This window comes from Streptomyces sp. NPDC003635 (genome assembly GCF_053587635.1).
In genome coordinates, this window is sequence record NZ_JBSFOK010000014.1 from 57035 (window position 1) to 71155 (window position 14121).

The 14121-nt window shown below is 72.6% G+C and carries 13 protein-coding genes; 3 read left to right on the forward strand and 10 right to left on the reverse strand.

The window, feature by feature from the left end:
- Positions 1–209: 209 nt before the first annotated feature.
- The 8 genes from ACWDRW_RS15865 to ACWDRW_RS15900 all read right to left on the reverse strand — a co-directional run bounded on the left by ACWDRW_RS15865 (position 210) and on the right by ACWDRW_RS15900 (position 10853).
- Positions 210–755 (reverse strand): arginine repressor, encoded by a 546-nt coding sequence (locus ACWDRW_RS15865; protein ID WP_315884622.1) that lies wholly within the window; start codon positions 753–755, stop codon positions 210–212.
- Between the two features lie 19 nt (positions 756–774).
- On the reverse strand, positions 775–1977 hold the full coding sequence (locus ACWDRW_RS15870; protein ID WP_451723543.1) for an acetylornithine transaminase: 1203 nt from the start codon (positions 1975–1977) through the stop codon (positions 775–777).
- The gene (gene argB / locus ACWDRW_RS15875) at positions 1974–2885 is read right to left on the reverse strand and encodes an acetylglutamate kinase (RefSeq protein WP_451723545.1); all 912 of its coding nucleotides are present in this window, start codon (positions 2883–2885) and stop codon (positions 1974–1976) included. Before argB ends, ACWDRW_RS15870 begins: the two co-directional genes overlap by 4 nt.
- Positions 2882–4033, reverse strand: a complete 1152-nt coding sequence (gene argJ / locus ACWDRW_RS15880; protein ID WP_451723547.1) for a bifunctional glutamate N-acetyltransferase/amino-acid acetyltransferase ArgJ — start codon at positions 4031–4033, stop codon at positions 2882–2884. Before argJ ends, argB begins: the two co-directional genes overlap by 4 nt.
- Positions 4030–5058, reverse strand: coding sequence for an N-acetyl-gamma-glutamyl-phosphate reductase (argC, locus tag ACWDRW_RS15885; protein ID WP_451723548.1), 1029 nt, complete (start codon positions 5056–5058; stop codon positions 4030–4032). The genes argJ and argC overlap by 4 nt, the downstream gene beginning before the upstream one ends.
- Positions 5059–5139: 81 nt before the next feature.
- Positions 5140–5859 carry a class I SAM-dependent DNA methyltransferase gene (locus ACWDRW_RS15890; protein WP_451723550.1) on the reverse strand — a complete coding sequence of 240 codons (720 nt, stop codon included), beginning with the start codon at positions 5857–5859 and terminating at the stop codon, positions 5140–5142.
- A gap of 288 nt (positions 5860–6147) precedes the next feature.
- Positions 6148–9465, reverse strand: a complete 3318-nt coding sequence (locus ACWDRW_RS15895) for an SUMF1/EgtB/PvdO family nonheme iron enzyme (protein ID WP_451723552.1) — start codon at positions 9463–9465, stop codon at positions 6148–6150.
- 8 nt (positions 9466–9473) lie between these two features.
- Complete coding sequence (locus ACWDRW_RS15900) at positions 9474–10853, reverse strand: esterase/lipase family protein (RefSeq protein WP_451723553.1); 1380 nt, start codon at positions 10851–10853, stop codon at positions 9474–9476.
- A 211-nt stretch (positions 10854–11064) separates the two neighbouring features.
- Between ACWDRW_RS15900 and ACWDRW_RS15905 the strand changes: the two genes are divergently transcribed.
- The 3 genes from ACWDRW_RS15905 to ACWDRW_RS15915 all read left to right on the forward strand — a co-directional run bounded on the left by ACWDRW_RS15905 (position 11065) and on the right by ACWDRW_RS15915 (position 12904).
- Positions 11065–11643 (forward strand): 2OG-Fe(II) oxygenase, encoded by a 579-nt coding sequence (locus tag ACWDRW_RS15905; RefSeq protein ID WP_451723556.1) that lies wholly within the window; start codon positions 11065–11067, stop codon positions 11641–11643.
- Between the two features lie 20 nt (positions 11644–11663).
- A complete protein-coding gene (locus ACWDRW_RS15910) occupies positions 11664–11843 on the forward strand; it encodes a hypothetical protein (RefSeq protein WP_451723557.1) in 180 nt (59 codons plus the stop codon).
- An 89-nt stretch (positions 11844–11932) separates the two neighbouring features.
- Positions 11933–12904, forward strand: coding sequence for a hypothetical protein (locus tag ACWDRW_RS15915; protein WP_451723558.1), 972 nt, complete (start codon positions 11933–11935; stop codon positions 12902–12904).
- Positions 12905–12952: 48 nt separating this feature from the next.
- Here the strand turns inward: ACWDRW_RS15915 and ACWDRW_RS15920 are convergent.
- Both ACWDRW_RS15920 and ACWDRW_RS15925 read right to left on the reverse strand, forming a co-directional pair.
- A protein-coding gene (locus ACWDRW_RS15920) for an IS5 family transposase (protein ID WP_451723711.1) occupies positions 12953–13911 on the reverse strand; the annotation gives its coding sequence in 2 pieces (ribosomal slippage) (positions 12953–13500 and positions 13500–13911; 960 coding nt in all).
- A 66-nt stretch (positions 13912–13977) separates the two neighbouring features.
- Positions 13978–14106, reverse strand: coding sequence for a hypothetical protein (locus tag ACWDRW_RS15925; protein WP_451723560.1), 129 nt, complete (start codon positions 14104–14106; stop codon positions 13978–13980).
- Between the last annotated feature and the right edge of the window lie 15 nt (positions 14107–14121).

The following is a 14121-nucleotide window of genomic DNA, read 5'->3' on the forward strand; positions in this document are numbered from 1 at the left end:
GCGCCGGACTGGCGATCGGCCTGCTGAACCTAGGGGTCCGCTCACCCGCGCCGGACTGGCGCCTTCCCCGGAGGGCCCCGTGTCGCCCCCGGCACGACTGCCTGCGGCGGCGGGTCGAGCGCGGGCGGCGACGGTTCTCGCCGAGGGGCGCGGGGAACTGCGCGAACAGCCCCCGCGCCCGCAGACGGCGCATGACGTTCACGACCCCGTCAATGGCCGTTCTGAGCAAGCCGCAGCAGGTGTTCCGCCAGCGCCTGACCCCCCGTCGGCTCCCTGCTGATCAGCAGCAGCGTGTCGTCGCCCGCGATCGTGCCCAGGATGTCGTGCAGCTCCGCCTGGTCGATCGCCGATGCCAGGAACTGCGCCGCCCCCGGAGGGGTCCGCAGGACCACCAGGTTCGCCGAGGCCTCCGCGGAGATCAGCAGCTCCTGGGACAGGCGCCGCATCCGCTCCTCCTTCGCCGACCCGCCCAGCGGCGCACGCGGGGTGCGGAAACCGCCCTCGCTCGGCACCGCGTAGATCAAGTCACCGTCGGTGTTGCGGATCTTCACCGCGTTCAGCTCGTCCAGATCCCGGGACAGCGTCGCCTGCGTCACCGTCAGCCCGTCGTCCGCCAGCAGTTTCGCCAGCTGACTCTGCGACCGCACCGGTTGCCGGTTGAGGATGTCCACGATCCGGCGGTGACGGGCGGTCCTGGTCTGCGGCACGGCGGGCCCGGCGCCTCCCGCGTGCTCGTGGTCCTGCGCCTGACTCATCGTCGTCTCATTCTCCGGGTCATCCGTCCTCCCCTTGGGACTGGTCCAGGCTGTGCTGTTCCAGGACGCCGGGCAGCGCCCGGAGGAAGGCGTCCACCTCGTCGTCGCCGAGATTCAGCGGCGGCATCAGCCGTACGACATCGGGGGCGGGCGCGTTCACCAGGAAGCCGGCGTCCTGAGCCGCCTGCTGCACCCGAGGTGCGAGCGGCTCGGTGAGCACGATACCCAGCAGGAGCCCCGCACCCCGGACATGGGAGACCAGCGCATGGCCGAGTGACTCGATCCCGTCCCGCAACTTCTCGCTCTGCCGCTTGACGTTCTCCAGCAGTCCCTCGTTCGCGATGGTGTCCAGCACCGCGAGTCCGGCCGCGCACGCGACGGGGTTGCCGCCGAACGTCGTGCCGTGGTGCCCCGGCTGCAGCAGCTCGGCCGCCCGTCCGAAGGCGACCGTCGCGCCGAGCGGCAGTCCGCCGCCGAGGCCCTTGGCGAGGGTGACGACATCGGGCAGCACACCGTCGTGGGCCTGGTACTCGAACCAGTGCCCCGTCCGCCCGATCCCGGTCTGCACCTCGTCGAGCACGAGCAGCGATCCGGTCGCCGCGGTGATCGCCCGGGCCGCCTTCAGATAGCCGGGCGGCGGCACGACCACGCCGTTCTCGCCCTGGATCGGCTCGATCACGACCATCGCCGTGTCCTCGGTGACCGCCGCCGCGAGCGCCTGCGCGTCGCCGTAGGGCACATGCGTGACCTCGCCCGGCAGCGGCAGGAACGGCGTCTGCTTGGCGGGCTGCCCGGTCAGTGCCAGCGCGCCCATCGTGCGGCCGTGGAAGCCGCCCTGGGTGGCGACGACGTGGCCCCGCCCGGTCAGCCGGCCGATCTTGAAGGCGCCCTCGTTGGCCTCGGCCCCGGAGTTGCAGAAGTAGACCTTGCCGTCGCGGCCGAAGTGCTGCAGGAGCCGTTCGGCGAGGGCGACCGGGGGTTCGGCGATGAAGAGGTTGGAGACATGGCCGAGCGAGGCGATCTGCCGGCTCACGGCCTCGACGACCGCCGGGTGGGCGTGGCCGAGCGCGTTGACCGCGATCCCGCCGACGAAGTCGAGGTACTGCGTCCCGTCGGCGTCCCAGAGCTTGGCGCCCTCACCCCTGACGAGAGCCAGCCGGGGAGTGCCGTAGTTGTTCATGAGCGCGTCCTGCCACCGGACGGTCAGCTCCTGATTGCTCATGACTCCCCCTGATCGAATCCGTCGGGCACGACCATCGTGCCGATGCCCGAGTCCGTGAAGATCTCCAGCAGGATCGAGTGCTGAACCCGGCCGTCGATGACGCGGGCGGTGTGCACGCCGTTGCGGACGGCGTGCAGACAGCCCTCCATCTTCGGCACCATCCCGGAGGACAACTCCGGCAGCAGCTTCTCCAGTTGGGCGGCGGTGAGGCGGCTGATCACCTCGTCGGAGTGGGGCCAGTCCTCGTAGAGGCCCTCGACGTCGGTGAGGACCATGAGCGTCTCGGCGCCCAGCGCGGCAGCGAGTGCCGCAGCCGCCGTATCAGCATTGACGTTGTAGACATGTCCGTCGTCCTGGCTGCGGGCGATCGACGAGACGACCGGGATGCGGCCGTCGGCGAGCAGGGCCTCGATCGCGCCCGTGTCGATCGCGGTGATCTCGCCCACCCGCCCGATGTCGACCAACTCGCCGTCGATCTCGGGCTGGTGCTTGGTGGCGGTGATGGTGTGCGCGTCCTCGCCGGTGAGTCCGACGGCCAGCGGTCCGTGTTCGTTGAGCAGGTTGACCAGCTCCCGCTGCACCTGCCCGGCGAGCACCATGCGTACGACGTCCATGGCGTCCTCGGTGGTGACCCGCAGGCCCGCCTTGAACTCGCTGACGATGCCGTGCTTGTCGAGGGCGGCGCTGATCTGCGGGCCGCCACCGTGCACGACGACCGGCTTGAGCCCGGCGTGGTGCAGGAAGACGACGTCCTGGGCGAAGGCGGCCTTCAGATCCTCGTCGATCATGGCGTTGCCGCCGAACTTGATGACGACGGTCTTGCCGTTGTGCCGGACCAGCCAGGGCAGCGCCTCGATGAGGATCTGCGCCTTGGGCAGCGCGGTGTGCTTACGCGTCGTGTTGGTCATGAGGAGTAGGCGCTGTTCTCGTGGACGTAGTCGGCGGTGAGGTCGTTGGTCCAGATCGTGGCGGTCTCGGACCCGGCGGCGAGGTCGGCGACGACGTGCACCTCGCGGTAGCGCATGTCGACCTTGTCGCGGTCCTCGCCGACGCCGCCGTTCTTGCAGACCCAGACGCCGTTGATGGCGACGTTCAGCTGGTCGGGCTCGAAGGCCGCCCTGGTGGTGCCGATGGCGGAGAGCACCCGGCCCCAGTTGGGGTCCTCGCCGTGGATGGCGCACTTGAGGAGGTTGTTGCGGGCGATGGAGCGCCCCACCTCGACGGCGTCGTCCTCGGAGGCCGCGTTGATCACCTCGACCTTGATGTCCTTGCTGGCGCCCTCGGCGTCCCGGATCAGCTGCTGACCGAGGTCGTCACAGACGGCCCGTACGGCCTCGGCGAACTCGGCGCGGTCCGGGGTGACTTCGGAAGCGCCGGAGGCCAGCAGGAGCACCGTGTCGTTGGTGGACATGCAACCGTCGGAGTCGACGCGGTCGAAGGTCGTCCGTGTGGCGGCCCGCAGGGCCTGGTCCAGGGCGTCGCTCGGCAGGTCCGCGTCGGTGGTGAGGACGACGAGCATCGTGGCGAGGCCCGGCGCGAGCATGCCCGCGCCCTTGGCCATGCCGCCGACGGTCCAGCCGTCCTTGGTGACGACGGACGTCTTGTGCACGGTGTCGGTGGTCTTGATGGCGATGGCGGCCTTCTCGCCGCCGTGCTCGGAGAGCTGGGCGGCGGCCGACTCGACGCCGGGCAGCAGCTTGTCCATGGGGAGCAGGACGCCGATGAGGCCGGTCGAGCAGACGGCGACCTCGCCCGCCCCGATGTTCAGCGCCTCGGCCACCTTCTCGGCCGTGGCATGCGTGTCCTGGAAGCCCTTCGGTCCCGTACAGGCGTTGGCACCACCGGAGTTGAGGACGACGGCGGTCAGCTCGCCGCTCTTGAGGACCTGCTCGGACCAGAGCACCGGCGCGGCCTTCACACGGTTGGAGGTGAAGACGCCCGCGGCGGCGCGGCGCGGCCCGGCGTTGACCACGAGGGCCAGGTCAGGGTTGCCGTTCTCCTTGATCCCGGCGGCGATGCCCGCCGCCGTGAATCCCTTGGCTGCCGTCACGCTCACGGCGCAACTCCGATCGTGGTCAGCCCGGTGCTCTCGTCGAGCCCGAGGGCGATGTTCATGCTCTGGACGGCACCGCCCGCGGTGCCCTTGGTCAGGTTGTCGATGGCGCTGATCGCGATGATGCGTCCGGCCGCCTCGTCGTACGCGACCTGCACCTGAACGGCGTTGGAACCGTAGACGGACGACGTCGCCGGCCACTGGCCCTCGGGGAGCAGATGGACGAAGGGCTCGTCGGCGAACGCCTTGTCGTAGGCGGCGCGGACGGACTCGGCGGTGACTCCGTCACGGGCCTTCGCGCTGCACGTGGCGAGGATGCCGCGGGGCATCGGCGCGAGGGTCGGGGTGAAGGAGACGCTCACCCGCTCACCCGCCGCCGCGCTGAGGTTCTGGCTCATCTCGGGCGTGTGCCGGTGGCCGCCGCCGACGCCGTACGGCGTCATGGAGCCCATGACCTCGCTGCCGAGGAGGTGCGGCTTGGGTGCCTTGCCCGCGCCGGAGGTGCCGGAGGCGGCGACGATCACGGCGTCGGGCTCGGCGAGTCCGGCCGCGTAGGCCGGGAAGAGGGCGAGGGAGACGGCGGTCGGGTAGCAACCGGGCACCGCGACGCGCTTGGACCCCTCCAGCGCGGCGCGGGCACCCGGCAGTTCGGGCAGGCCGTACGGCCAGGTGCCGGCGTGCGGGGAGCCGTAGAACCTCTCCCAGTCGGCCGGGTCCTTCAGCCGGAAGTCGGCGCCCATGTCGACGACGAGGACGTCCGGGCCGAGCTGCTCGGCGACGGCGGCGGACTGGCCGTGGGGCAGCGCGAGGAAGACCACGTCGTGACCGGCGAGCACCTCGGCGGTCGTGGGCTCCAGGACGCGGTCGGCCAGCGGCAGCAGATGCGGCTGCAGCGCGCCGAGCCGCTGACCCGCGTTGGAGTTGCCGGTCAGGGCGCCGATCTCGACCTGCGGGTGTGCCAGGAGCAGACGCAGCAGTTCCCCGCCCGCGTATCCGCTCGCTCCGGCCACCGCCGCACGTACCGCCATGGAAACCTCCTCCGTGATGGCATGACTATACGTTTCCATGCACGTTTATGCAATCACGTATACGCTCGGGGCCCGGGGGACTCAGAGCCGTTCGGCCAAGACGAAGATCCGCCCCTGCACGGCGGGCAAACCCAGCTCGGCGCCGGTGTGAACACGGCGGCAACGCAGTCCCGCGCGCTTGAGCGCCGCGATCACCTCGCCGACGGGGTGCACGGTGAGGGTGACGGTCGCCTCCTCGCACCGGCCGGCTCGGCTGATCCGGAGGCGGGCCCGGCCCGTGCCGGTCGCGAGGTCGAAGTCGGAGTCCGTACGGCAGACGGCCTCGGCCCTGCGGTCCAGGAAGGAGCCGTGCCAGGTCCGGGCGGCGGACTCGACGGTGTTGAGGTCGAAGAAGAGCACCCCGCCGGGTTCCAGGGCACGGGCCAGCTCGGCCAGCGCCCGGTCCAGGTGACCGCCGGCTCGGGGCAGGTGGTCGAGGCTGTTGTACGTCGCCACGGCGGCACCGAAGGCCCCGGTCCGAGCCCCGCAGCGCCGCACGTCGGCGACCCAGAGCCGGGCCGAGGGGGCGTTGCGGCGGGCGTACGCCAGCATGGCCGGGGACAGGTCGAAACCGGCGATGCGGTGGCCCCACTCGGCGAGCAGCGCGGTGACGTGGCCGGTGCCGCAGCAGGCGTCGAGCACCGGGCGGCCGCGGGGAAGGTACCCCCGCAAGAACTCCCGCAGCGGCCGGACCACGGCCTCGGCGTACTCGGGGCCCCAGTGGCGGTCGTAGAACCAGGCCAGGGAGTCGAACTCGCTCATCGCGTCCCCTCGCCCCACCGCAACCCGCTCCCAGCACCGCCCCGCCGCACAGGCACCCCCTCGTCGCACTCCCCCGCCCCACCGGAACCGCTCAGCACCGCCCCGCCGTACAGGCACCGCTCATCGCACTGCCCCGCCGCACAGGCACCCCGCACCCCCTCATCGCACTCCCCCGCTCCACCGGAACCCGCTCCCAGCACCACCCCGCCGCACCGGCACCCCCTCATCGCACCCCCACGCCCCACCGGGAACCCGCTCCCAGCACCACCCCGCCGCACCGGCACCCCCTCATCGCACCGCCTCCGGGGGTCCCGCGAGGCGCATGCCTGTCTCCGCGCCCCGGCTGGACGGGTTCCCGGCGACGCGGTAGCCCGCGACGAGGTCCGCGTGGCGCCAGTTGCTGCCTCGCACCACCCGCCAGAGCGTGACCGGCGTGTCCGGGTCCTCGCGGCCGTCGTGGGCGTCGTAGGGGAAGGCGTAGCCGCTCCAGGGAGGGTCGCTGAAGAGGGGGCCGTAGAGGCTGCTCGTCCTGTCGTTGGTGTTGCCGCACAGGTCGAGCGCGCCGCAGGCAGCCGCGCTCCGCGGGAACATGCCGACCGGGGAGCTGCGGCGAAGGCGCAGGTCGAGGGTGTTGGCGTGGCCGGGCAGGGTGTGATCGGGACAGGGGCGCTCCCGGCCCTCGGGGCCGCGCGCGGCCGCCTCCCACTCGGCCTCGGTGGGCAGCCGGTAGGCGACGCCGGTCTGCGCGGCCAACCACAGTGTGTAGGCGGTGGCCTCGTAGAAGGAGAGACCGACCACGGGCTGGTTGGAGCCGTTCAGGCGCGGGTCGTCCCAGTGCTCGGGGGCCCGCAGGATCACGTCCGGGTAGCGCAGGGCGGCGAGTCGGGCGCGTCCCCCGGAGTCGGCGCGGCGGTACTCGAGGAGTTCGTCCCGCTCGGCCGGCGAGAGCATGCCGAGGCGTTGCCCGTCGAGGAGATCCTCCTCGGTCAGCATGCGGCCCAGGATCTCCAGGTGGGCGCGGTGACCGTGCCGGGTGTCGCGGCCGCGCAGCCAGCGGCGGGCCGCCCGGGTCGGCCACCAGCGGGGGTCGTCGTAGCCCCCGGAGTCGAGGAAGCGGGCGTACTCGGCGTTGGTCACGGCATGGCGGCCCAGCGCGAAGGGCGCCACCTCGACGGTCGCGACCGGGCTGGACTCCTCCTCGCCGAGCCAGCCGATCTCGTACCGCCCGCCCGGCACCGGCACCATCGCCGGCTCGATGTACGGGCCCAGCGGGCCCTGGCGCAGCGGCAGCCGGGGGTCACCGATCCGCCCGAGGAGGAGGCCCGCCGTGAGGCGCAGGCGCGGCTCGGCGTCGGAGGTCATGGTGGCGAGCAGCCGTCGGCGGAGCGCGTCCCGGAGGGGTTCGCCCGCCCGCACGCCGGGTTCCAGGACGCAGCGGGCCGCCGTGAGCAGGTCCGCGTCCATGATCCGGGCGAGGAGCTCGTCCTGCCCTTCGCTCATGACCGTCGCCAGCACGACCGGTTCGCTCCACGGATCGGCCGGGAGCGGGCCGAGCGGTTCCCAGGGCGCGGCCTCCGTCGCGGCGCCCGGGTCCGCGGCCCTGCCGCCGCCCAGCACGCCGGGCACGTCTCCGTGCCGGACGAGCGCGCGGGCGACGAAGTAGTCCTGGAGAGCGGGGTGGGTGAAGGCGAGGTGGCCGGTGTCCAGGTTCTCGTCGAGGATGCCCAGGTCGAAGCCGAGCCGGACGAGCTGGTGCGCCCGCGGACCGAGCAGCCGGTGGGCCTCGGCCCGGTCCACCTCGACCGCGGGCGCGCCGGCCGTGTTCCGCTGCATGGCGAGGGCGAGATCCTCGTAGGCGGGAAACAGGCGGCTGGGCGGTTCGTACGGCCCCGGCCGGGCCAGACGGCGGCGCTCCACGTCCGTGACCAGGCTGCCGAGCAGCCGCTCGCGGTTCCTGCGCCGGTACTCGCGGCGCACCGCGGCCCGCAGCATGCCGCCGAACAGCTGGGTCCGGTCGGACACCATCCCCTCGCCGTCGCGCAGGAGTTCGGCCAGCAGGCCCAGGGTGTACGGCGTCCCGACCAGGCCGACCGCCTGCCGCAGCCACGGCTCGGTCAGGCCGAGTCCGGGCACTGCCTCTCCGAGGGCCCTGACGACGTCCTCGGGAGCGGGCGGATGCAGGATCAGATGGTCGGTGCGGTGGTCCTCGCCGCCCAGGCCCAGGTCGTAGTCGAGGGTGCGGCAGGAGGCGACGACCCGGTTGCCCGGGCCGGCGCCGACGATCTCCTCGACCGCGTCCCGCCAGCGCAGCAGCGACTCGTCGCGACGGACGGCCGCCGAGCCGGCCAGTTCGTTCAGCCCGTCGAGGAGGACCAGCGTGTTGCCCTGGGCGAGCAGTTCGGTGAGCGGAGGCAGCGCGGGGTGGCCTCTGTGCAGCTCCGCGTCGAGCCAGGCGAGCGGGGGCTCGGCGGACCGGTGGCTCTTGAGCGGGCCGCGGACGGCCACCGCGCTGTCGTGCCGGCGCAGGGCGCGCAGCCCGTATTCGGCGAGCGCGTGGCGCAGCAGGGTCGTCTTGCCGCTGCCGGGCGGGCCGAGCAGGACGAAGGCGTCGGCGGGATCGTCGTCGAGTACGTCGATCAGGCTGTGGAAGGTCCGCGCCGGGGCGGCGCCGAGCCGGGCGCCGTACTCGCTCTCCGAGGTGACGGTCATCCGGGGCAGGGCGGGGTCGAAGCGCGCGGCCCGGTTCACGCGCCACTCGGCGTAGCCGTACGCCTGGTAGCCGGGGATCGTGGCGGCATGCTGGTGGGCGAGGGAGTTGAGTTGTCCGGGCGAGAGGCCGGACTCGCCGGAGGCGGCCAGCGCGCGGACCGCCTCGGTGAGCACCGGTGACTCGCCGGGGTGGACCCCCAGGAAGGGCCGGTCGCCCCAGCGCCAGTAGTCACGCAGCACGAAGAGGTCGAGGGCGAACTGGAACGGCCGGTCGGACACGTCCAGTTGGGACCGTCCGGTCAGCAGCGCGGCCTCGAAGGACAGCAGGCCGTCCCGGCGCTCCCGCGTCTCCGGCCGTCCGGGAGCCTCCCGCTCGGTCATCCGGACGGCACCGGTGCACTCGACGACGAGGTAGCGACCGGCGTCGGCACCCCCCAGTTCCGAGACGAGGGCGGACCTCTGGTGGTCGCGCCAGTACCCCCGGAGATTGAGTTCGGTCCGCGCCTCCAGGGAGGTCAGGCTGATCCGGTACCGCAGCGAGACCGCCACCAGCGCGTGGCCGTCCAGGACGATCAGGACCGGCACCAGGCCGTAGCCCAGGCAACAGCCCGCGAAGAGCAGGGAGATGTCGAGGCAGGACGCCCGGCGCTCGCCGTGCAGGATCGCCTCCGCGGAGCGCACGCCGTGTTCGGCGTCCGAGATCCGGTACGGCTTGGGCGACCAGCTCACGCCGTGCCCGGCCAGCTTCTCGTACACCGCGCGCACCAGCCGCGGGATCTCGTCCACCGACCCGGAGTCGGGCCCGGTGCCCAGGTCGCCGAGGAGGTGGCGGGCGTCGGCGCTGACCAGCGTGGCGAGCGCGGTGTCCGACGCCCGGTTCCAGACGAGGTCCCGCATGGCACCGCCTAGAGAGGCTTGCCGTCGGTGAGCACCGCGAAGCAGTCCTGGACCGGCTCCGGCACCGGCGCGCCCGAGTCGGCGCTGAGGCGTACGTCGTACAGACCCGGTGGGAGGAGGCGCTCGCCCTCGTAACCGTCCCCTCGGGCCGGGGTCAGTTCCACCTCGTACGTGGCACCGTCGTCCCCTGTCAGCGACGCGCGCAGCCGGGAGGGCGGCCGGGTACCGCCCACCGCGCGGGCCCGCAGCCGGACCGGCGCGGTGCCGGGGTAGGCGTCGTCCAGGTCGCCGCTGATCGCCGCCGGCACCGGCGCGGGTGGCGGGGCTTCGGGGCCCAGGACGTCCTTCAGACCAGGCAGTTGGAGGTGGCGCAGCAGTTCCAGCAGCTGTCCGGTCAGGACGCGCGGCAGTTGCAGGGCGCTGTGCGCCTCCGCGACGAACCGGCACCGGTGCTCCGGCAGGTGCGCGGGGATGGCGGAGACCCGGGGTACCGTGCCGTCGCCGTCGGCCAGTTCGGCGGGGATCCGGGGTCCCGGTGGATCGGTGGAGCAGAGCACCGACGTGCCGTCGAGCCGGGCGGACTGGAGGGTCGTGCGCTGTCGGGTGCCGACGACGGGCACGATCACCTGGTGGGCGTCGAAGGACGCCTGGAGTTCGCGGTGGAACTCCAGCCCGTCCGCCACGAGTTCGGGGTCGAGCCCCGGCAGCGGGCTCGTCTCCGCGAGCCGGGCGTGGCCCGCGCCGGAGTCCAGCACCGGGTACACCGGCAGGAGTTGGTGGACCGAGGGCAGTCGCCGGGTCAGGGCGCTCACCCCGGGCAGTAGCCGGAAGCCGTTGGCCAGCGCGTCCAGGGCGCGCGGCGAACCGCGGTGCGGGGTGCCGAGGGTGATCAGGGCCCGGCAGTCCCGCCAGCCGTGGAGCACGTCGAGGTAGTACCGGGCGATGAGCCCACCCATGCTGTGGGCCACGATGACGACCTGGGCCTCCTCGGCCCCGGTGCGCTCCTTGAACGCGCGCAGGTGGGCGTCGATCTCCTTGGCGAGCCGGTGGGCGTGCACGCGGTTGTCGAGCCGCCAGTCGTAAGGGAACGTCAGCAGTCCGCCGCCCGGCCCCTCGTGCACCGTGAAGTGCCGGCGCACCCAGGCCTCGGTCTGGGAGTAGCCCTTGATCCGCATCAGGCCGGGCAGCACGGCCACGTCGGGAAACAGCCTTGACGCGGTGACCGGTGGCCCTTCCGGGTCGGGCGTCAACGGGTGTCCGGCGGCCTCCGGATCGCGCAGCGCGCCCAGGGACCTGAGCACCGGCAGCCCCGGCGCCCACAACGGCCCCGAGGGTCCCTCCAGCACGCTGCCCAGGAGGCCCGGCAGCAGAACGATCGGATGCCTCACCGGACAGCGCATGTTTCCCCCCACGGCTCCGCAATCGGCAGGATCAGATTAGCCCTTGGAATGTTCCGGGCGCCATATTCCGGAGAGGGCTTGTGGGGCGGAATTTCCGGCGATACCGTCGTCTGGCAATAGGGGGACGGACTTCATGGACCTTTACGAGAGCAAAATCGAGGAAACTCTGCACTCCTGGGACCGGCGTGGATTCAGTGTCGTGAGAGGGCTCTTCTCGGAGGAGGAGACGGCCGTCCTGCGGCAGGCGCTGGAGCGGGAGATCTCCCAGGAGCGCGCGCCCGCGCCGGAGGGCACGACCGTGTGGTCGGGCAGCCCCGTCTTCTACACGGAGGCGACGGGACCGAGCGCGGGCGTGCGCACGCTGACCTATGTGGCGCGCTGTCATGACGCGATGCCGCACGCGCCGCTGGTGCGCAGGTTCACCGACTTCCGCGGCCGGGTCGCCGGGAGCCTGCCGGGGGGAGCGGCTCAGCGGGGGTCGCGGGAGCGGCTGTGCACCTCGCTGATCAGCATCCCGCGCGGGCGCCGCATCGACTGGCACACGGACACGGGGCCGGGCGCGCCGCCCGTCATCGCCGTACTGCACCTGTCGCGGCGCGGGGTCGACTTCGAGGGCGGCGCGTTCCTGATCCGCACGCCCACCGAGCAGACCGTGAGCGCGCTCCCGGGGGACGTCGTCGTCTTCCCCTGGGACGCCTGGCACGCGGTCACGGAAGTCACCCGGGGAGAGCGCATGGTGCTGTCGTCCGGGTGGTTGAAGAAGCAGGACACCCAGTAGTGGAGAGGAGGTACGGAGAGATGAACGAGCCGCTTCAGGAGCAGCCCTTCGTGGTGCTGCTGGCAGGTTCGCCGACGGTCCGGCTGCCCGAGGGCGTCCAGTCCCGGTACGCCGGCACCGAGGTCGACGTGGCGGAGCTGACGGACGCCGCGCTCGTCGACGGCGCGTCGGGCCTCACCTTCGAGGGCCCGACCTTCTGAGCCGGGGACGAGCCCGGCACCACGCCCGGGGCTCCGGCGTGCGACTCGACGGGGGTGCGCACGCCGGAGTCCCGGAGAAGTGAGGGGGCATGGCCCGCATTCTGATCCTGAGCCGCCAGGACCACGCCGAGGCGCGGGCGGTCCTGCGGCATCTCCCCGAGGACCGGGTGGTCTTCGTCGACGACGACGGCCTGCGCCGCGGACTCCGCCTGACCTGGGACCTCACCGACCCCGGCGACCCCTGGCTGACCTGGGGCGAGACCCGCTTCGCGGTGCGCGACGTGAGCGGGGTGCTGTACCGGCCGGGGATGCGCCGGACACCGGACGGCCGGATCGTCGAGACGCTCCTGCGACCGCCCGAGGCGCTCGGCGCCCGCTACGCCGACTTCGGGCGGGCCGAGGCGGAGGCCCCGCTGCTGGGCTCCCTGCTCGGCGGCTCCGCCCGCTGGGTCAACTCCCCCGTCGCCGAGGCCGCCGCCGACCACAAGATGCGCCAGCTCGCGCTCGCCCACACGGCCGGACTCACCGTGCCGCCCACCCTGGTGAGCAGCGACCCGCGGGAGCTGGCCGAGTTCTGGGAGCGGCAGGACGGGCAGGTGATCGTGAAGGCCGTCGCGGCCCGCCCCGCGCTCACCCTCGGCACCCCGCTGCCCACCCGCCGGGTGCGGCGCGCCGATCTGACGGCCCTGCGCGCCGGCGCGCCCCTGCCCACGCTGTTCCAGCGGCTGGTCCCGGCCCGCCTCGACCTGCGCGTCACGATGGTCGGCCCCCGGACGTTCGCCACCGCCGTCCACAGCCAGGAGGGCACGAGCCCGCTCGACTGGCGGCTCGACCAGACGGTCCGCTTCACGCCGTACGATCTCCCGCCCGAGATCCTGACCGCGCTGCACCGCCTGCGCGAGCGCCTGGACCTGGTCTACGGCGCCGCCGATCTGCGCCTGACGCCCGAGGACGAGTACGTCTTCCTGGAGATCAACCCGCAGGGCTCGTTCCTCTTCGTCGAGCAGCTGACCGGGGCGCCGGTCTCCCGGGCCCTGGCCGAGGCGCTGACGGCGGCCTAGTGCCGCGTCAGGCAACGTTCGCCCCGTCGGGCGTTGCCTGACGCGGCACTAGGGCGCTTCTGATGGCTCTTGGACGGTGGCTCGGAGCCAGATGACAATTGCTGCCTCGGCCAGGGTGCCGTTGAAGATGTAGTCGCGTTTGTCGTAGCGCGTGGCGACAGCGCGGAACTGTTTCCACTTGCTCACGCACCGCTCGACGGCACTGCGGCGGCGGTACTGCGCCTTGTCGAAGGCCGGTGGACGTCCACCCAGGCGGCCCTTGCGCCGGCGCCTGTCGCGCTGGTCATCGGGCTGGGCAATGGTTGCCTTGATGCCCCGTCGGCGCAGGTAGGCGCGGTTGTCGCGGCTGGAGTATGCCTTGTCGCCGCGGACTCGATCCGGACGACAGCGAGGACGGCCCGGCCCGCGTCGGCGGATCCGTAAGCCCTCCAGCACTGCGACGAACATAGGGCTGTCGCCCCGTTGACCCGGCGAGGTCTGCCAGGTCAGCGGGCGGGCACGGTCGTCGGACACCAGATGGACTTTGCTGGTCAGGCCTCCCCGCGAGCGTCCCAGCGTCTCCCGCCCATCGGCCTCCACACGTGCACCGCCCCCTTTTGCGGGAAGTCGCGCGGTGGCCGGTGACGGGCTCCGGCCGCGTGCTGATGCGCCCGGCAGGAGGTGGAGTCGATGTTCACCGCCCATTCCCGGGAACGCTGCCGGGCCTCCTTCTCAAGGGCCTTGGCCAGGTGACCGTCGGGGGCGGCAGCATCGGCCTCGATCTGCAGCTCTGTCAGGATCTGCTGCCAGGTTCCGTCCGCCGACCAGCGGCGATGCCGCTCGTAGACGGTCTGCCACGGCCCATACCGCTCGGGCAGATCAGGCCAGGGCACACCGGTACGGGCACGGAACAACACCCCGTTGACCACTGTGCGGTGATCGGCCCATTGCCCGCCGGGCCTGCCGTTGGCGGGCAGTAATGGCTCGATCCTCTGCCACTGCGCGTCCGTCAGTTCATGTCGCCGCACCATAAGACGCCCCTGCCCAGACAGGACACTGATCCACCCACCCGAGCAAGAGCCATCAGAAGCGCCCTAGCCGTCGAGGTCGGGCGGCCAGGCCAGCCGGGCTCCGCCGTGGCGTGCCGCCACTCGGCGCAGGAACCAGGCCCTGCGCAGGCCGGTCAGCGTCGCGCGGGCCATGACGGAGGCGTCGTAGGACATGAAGAAATACGGCCC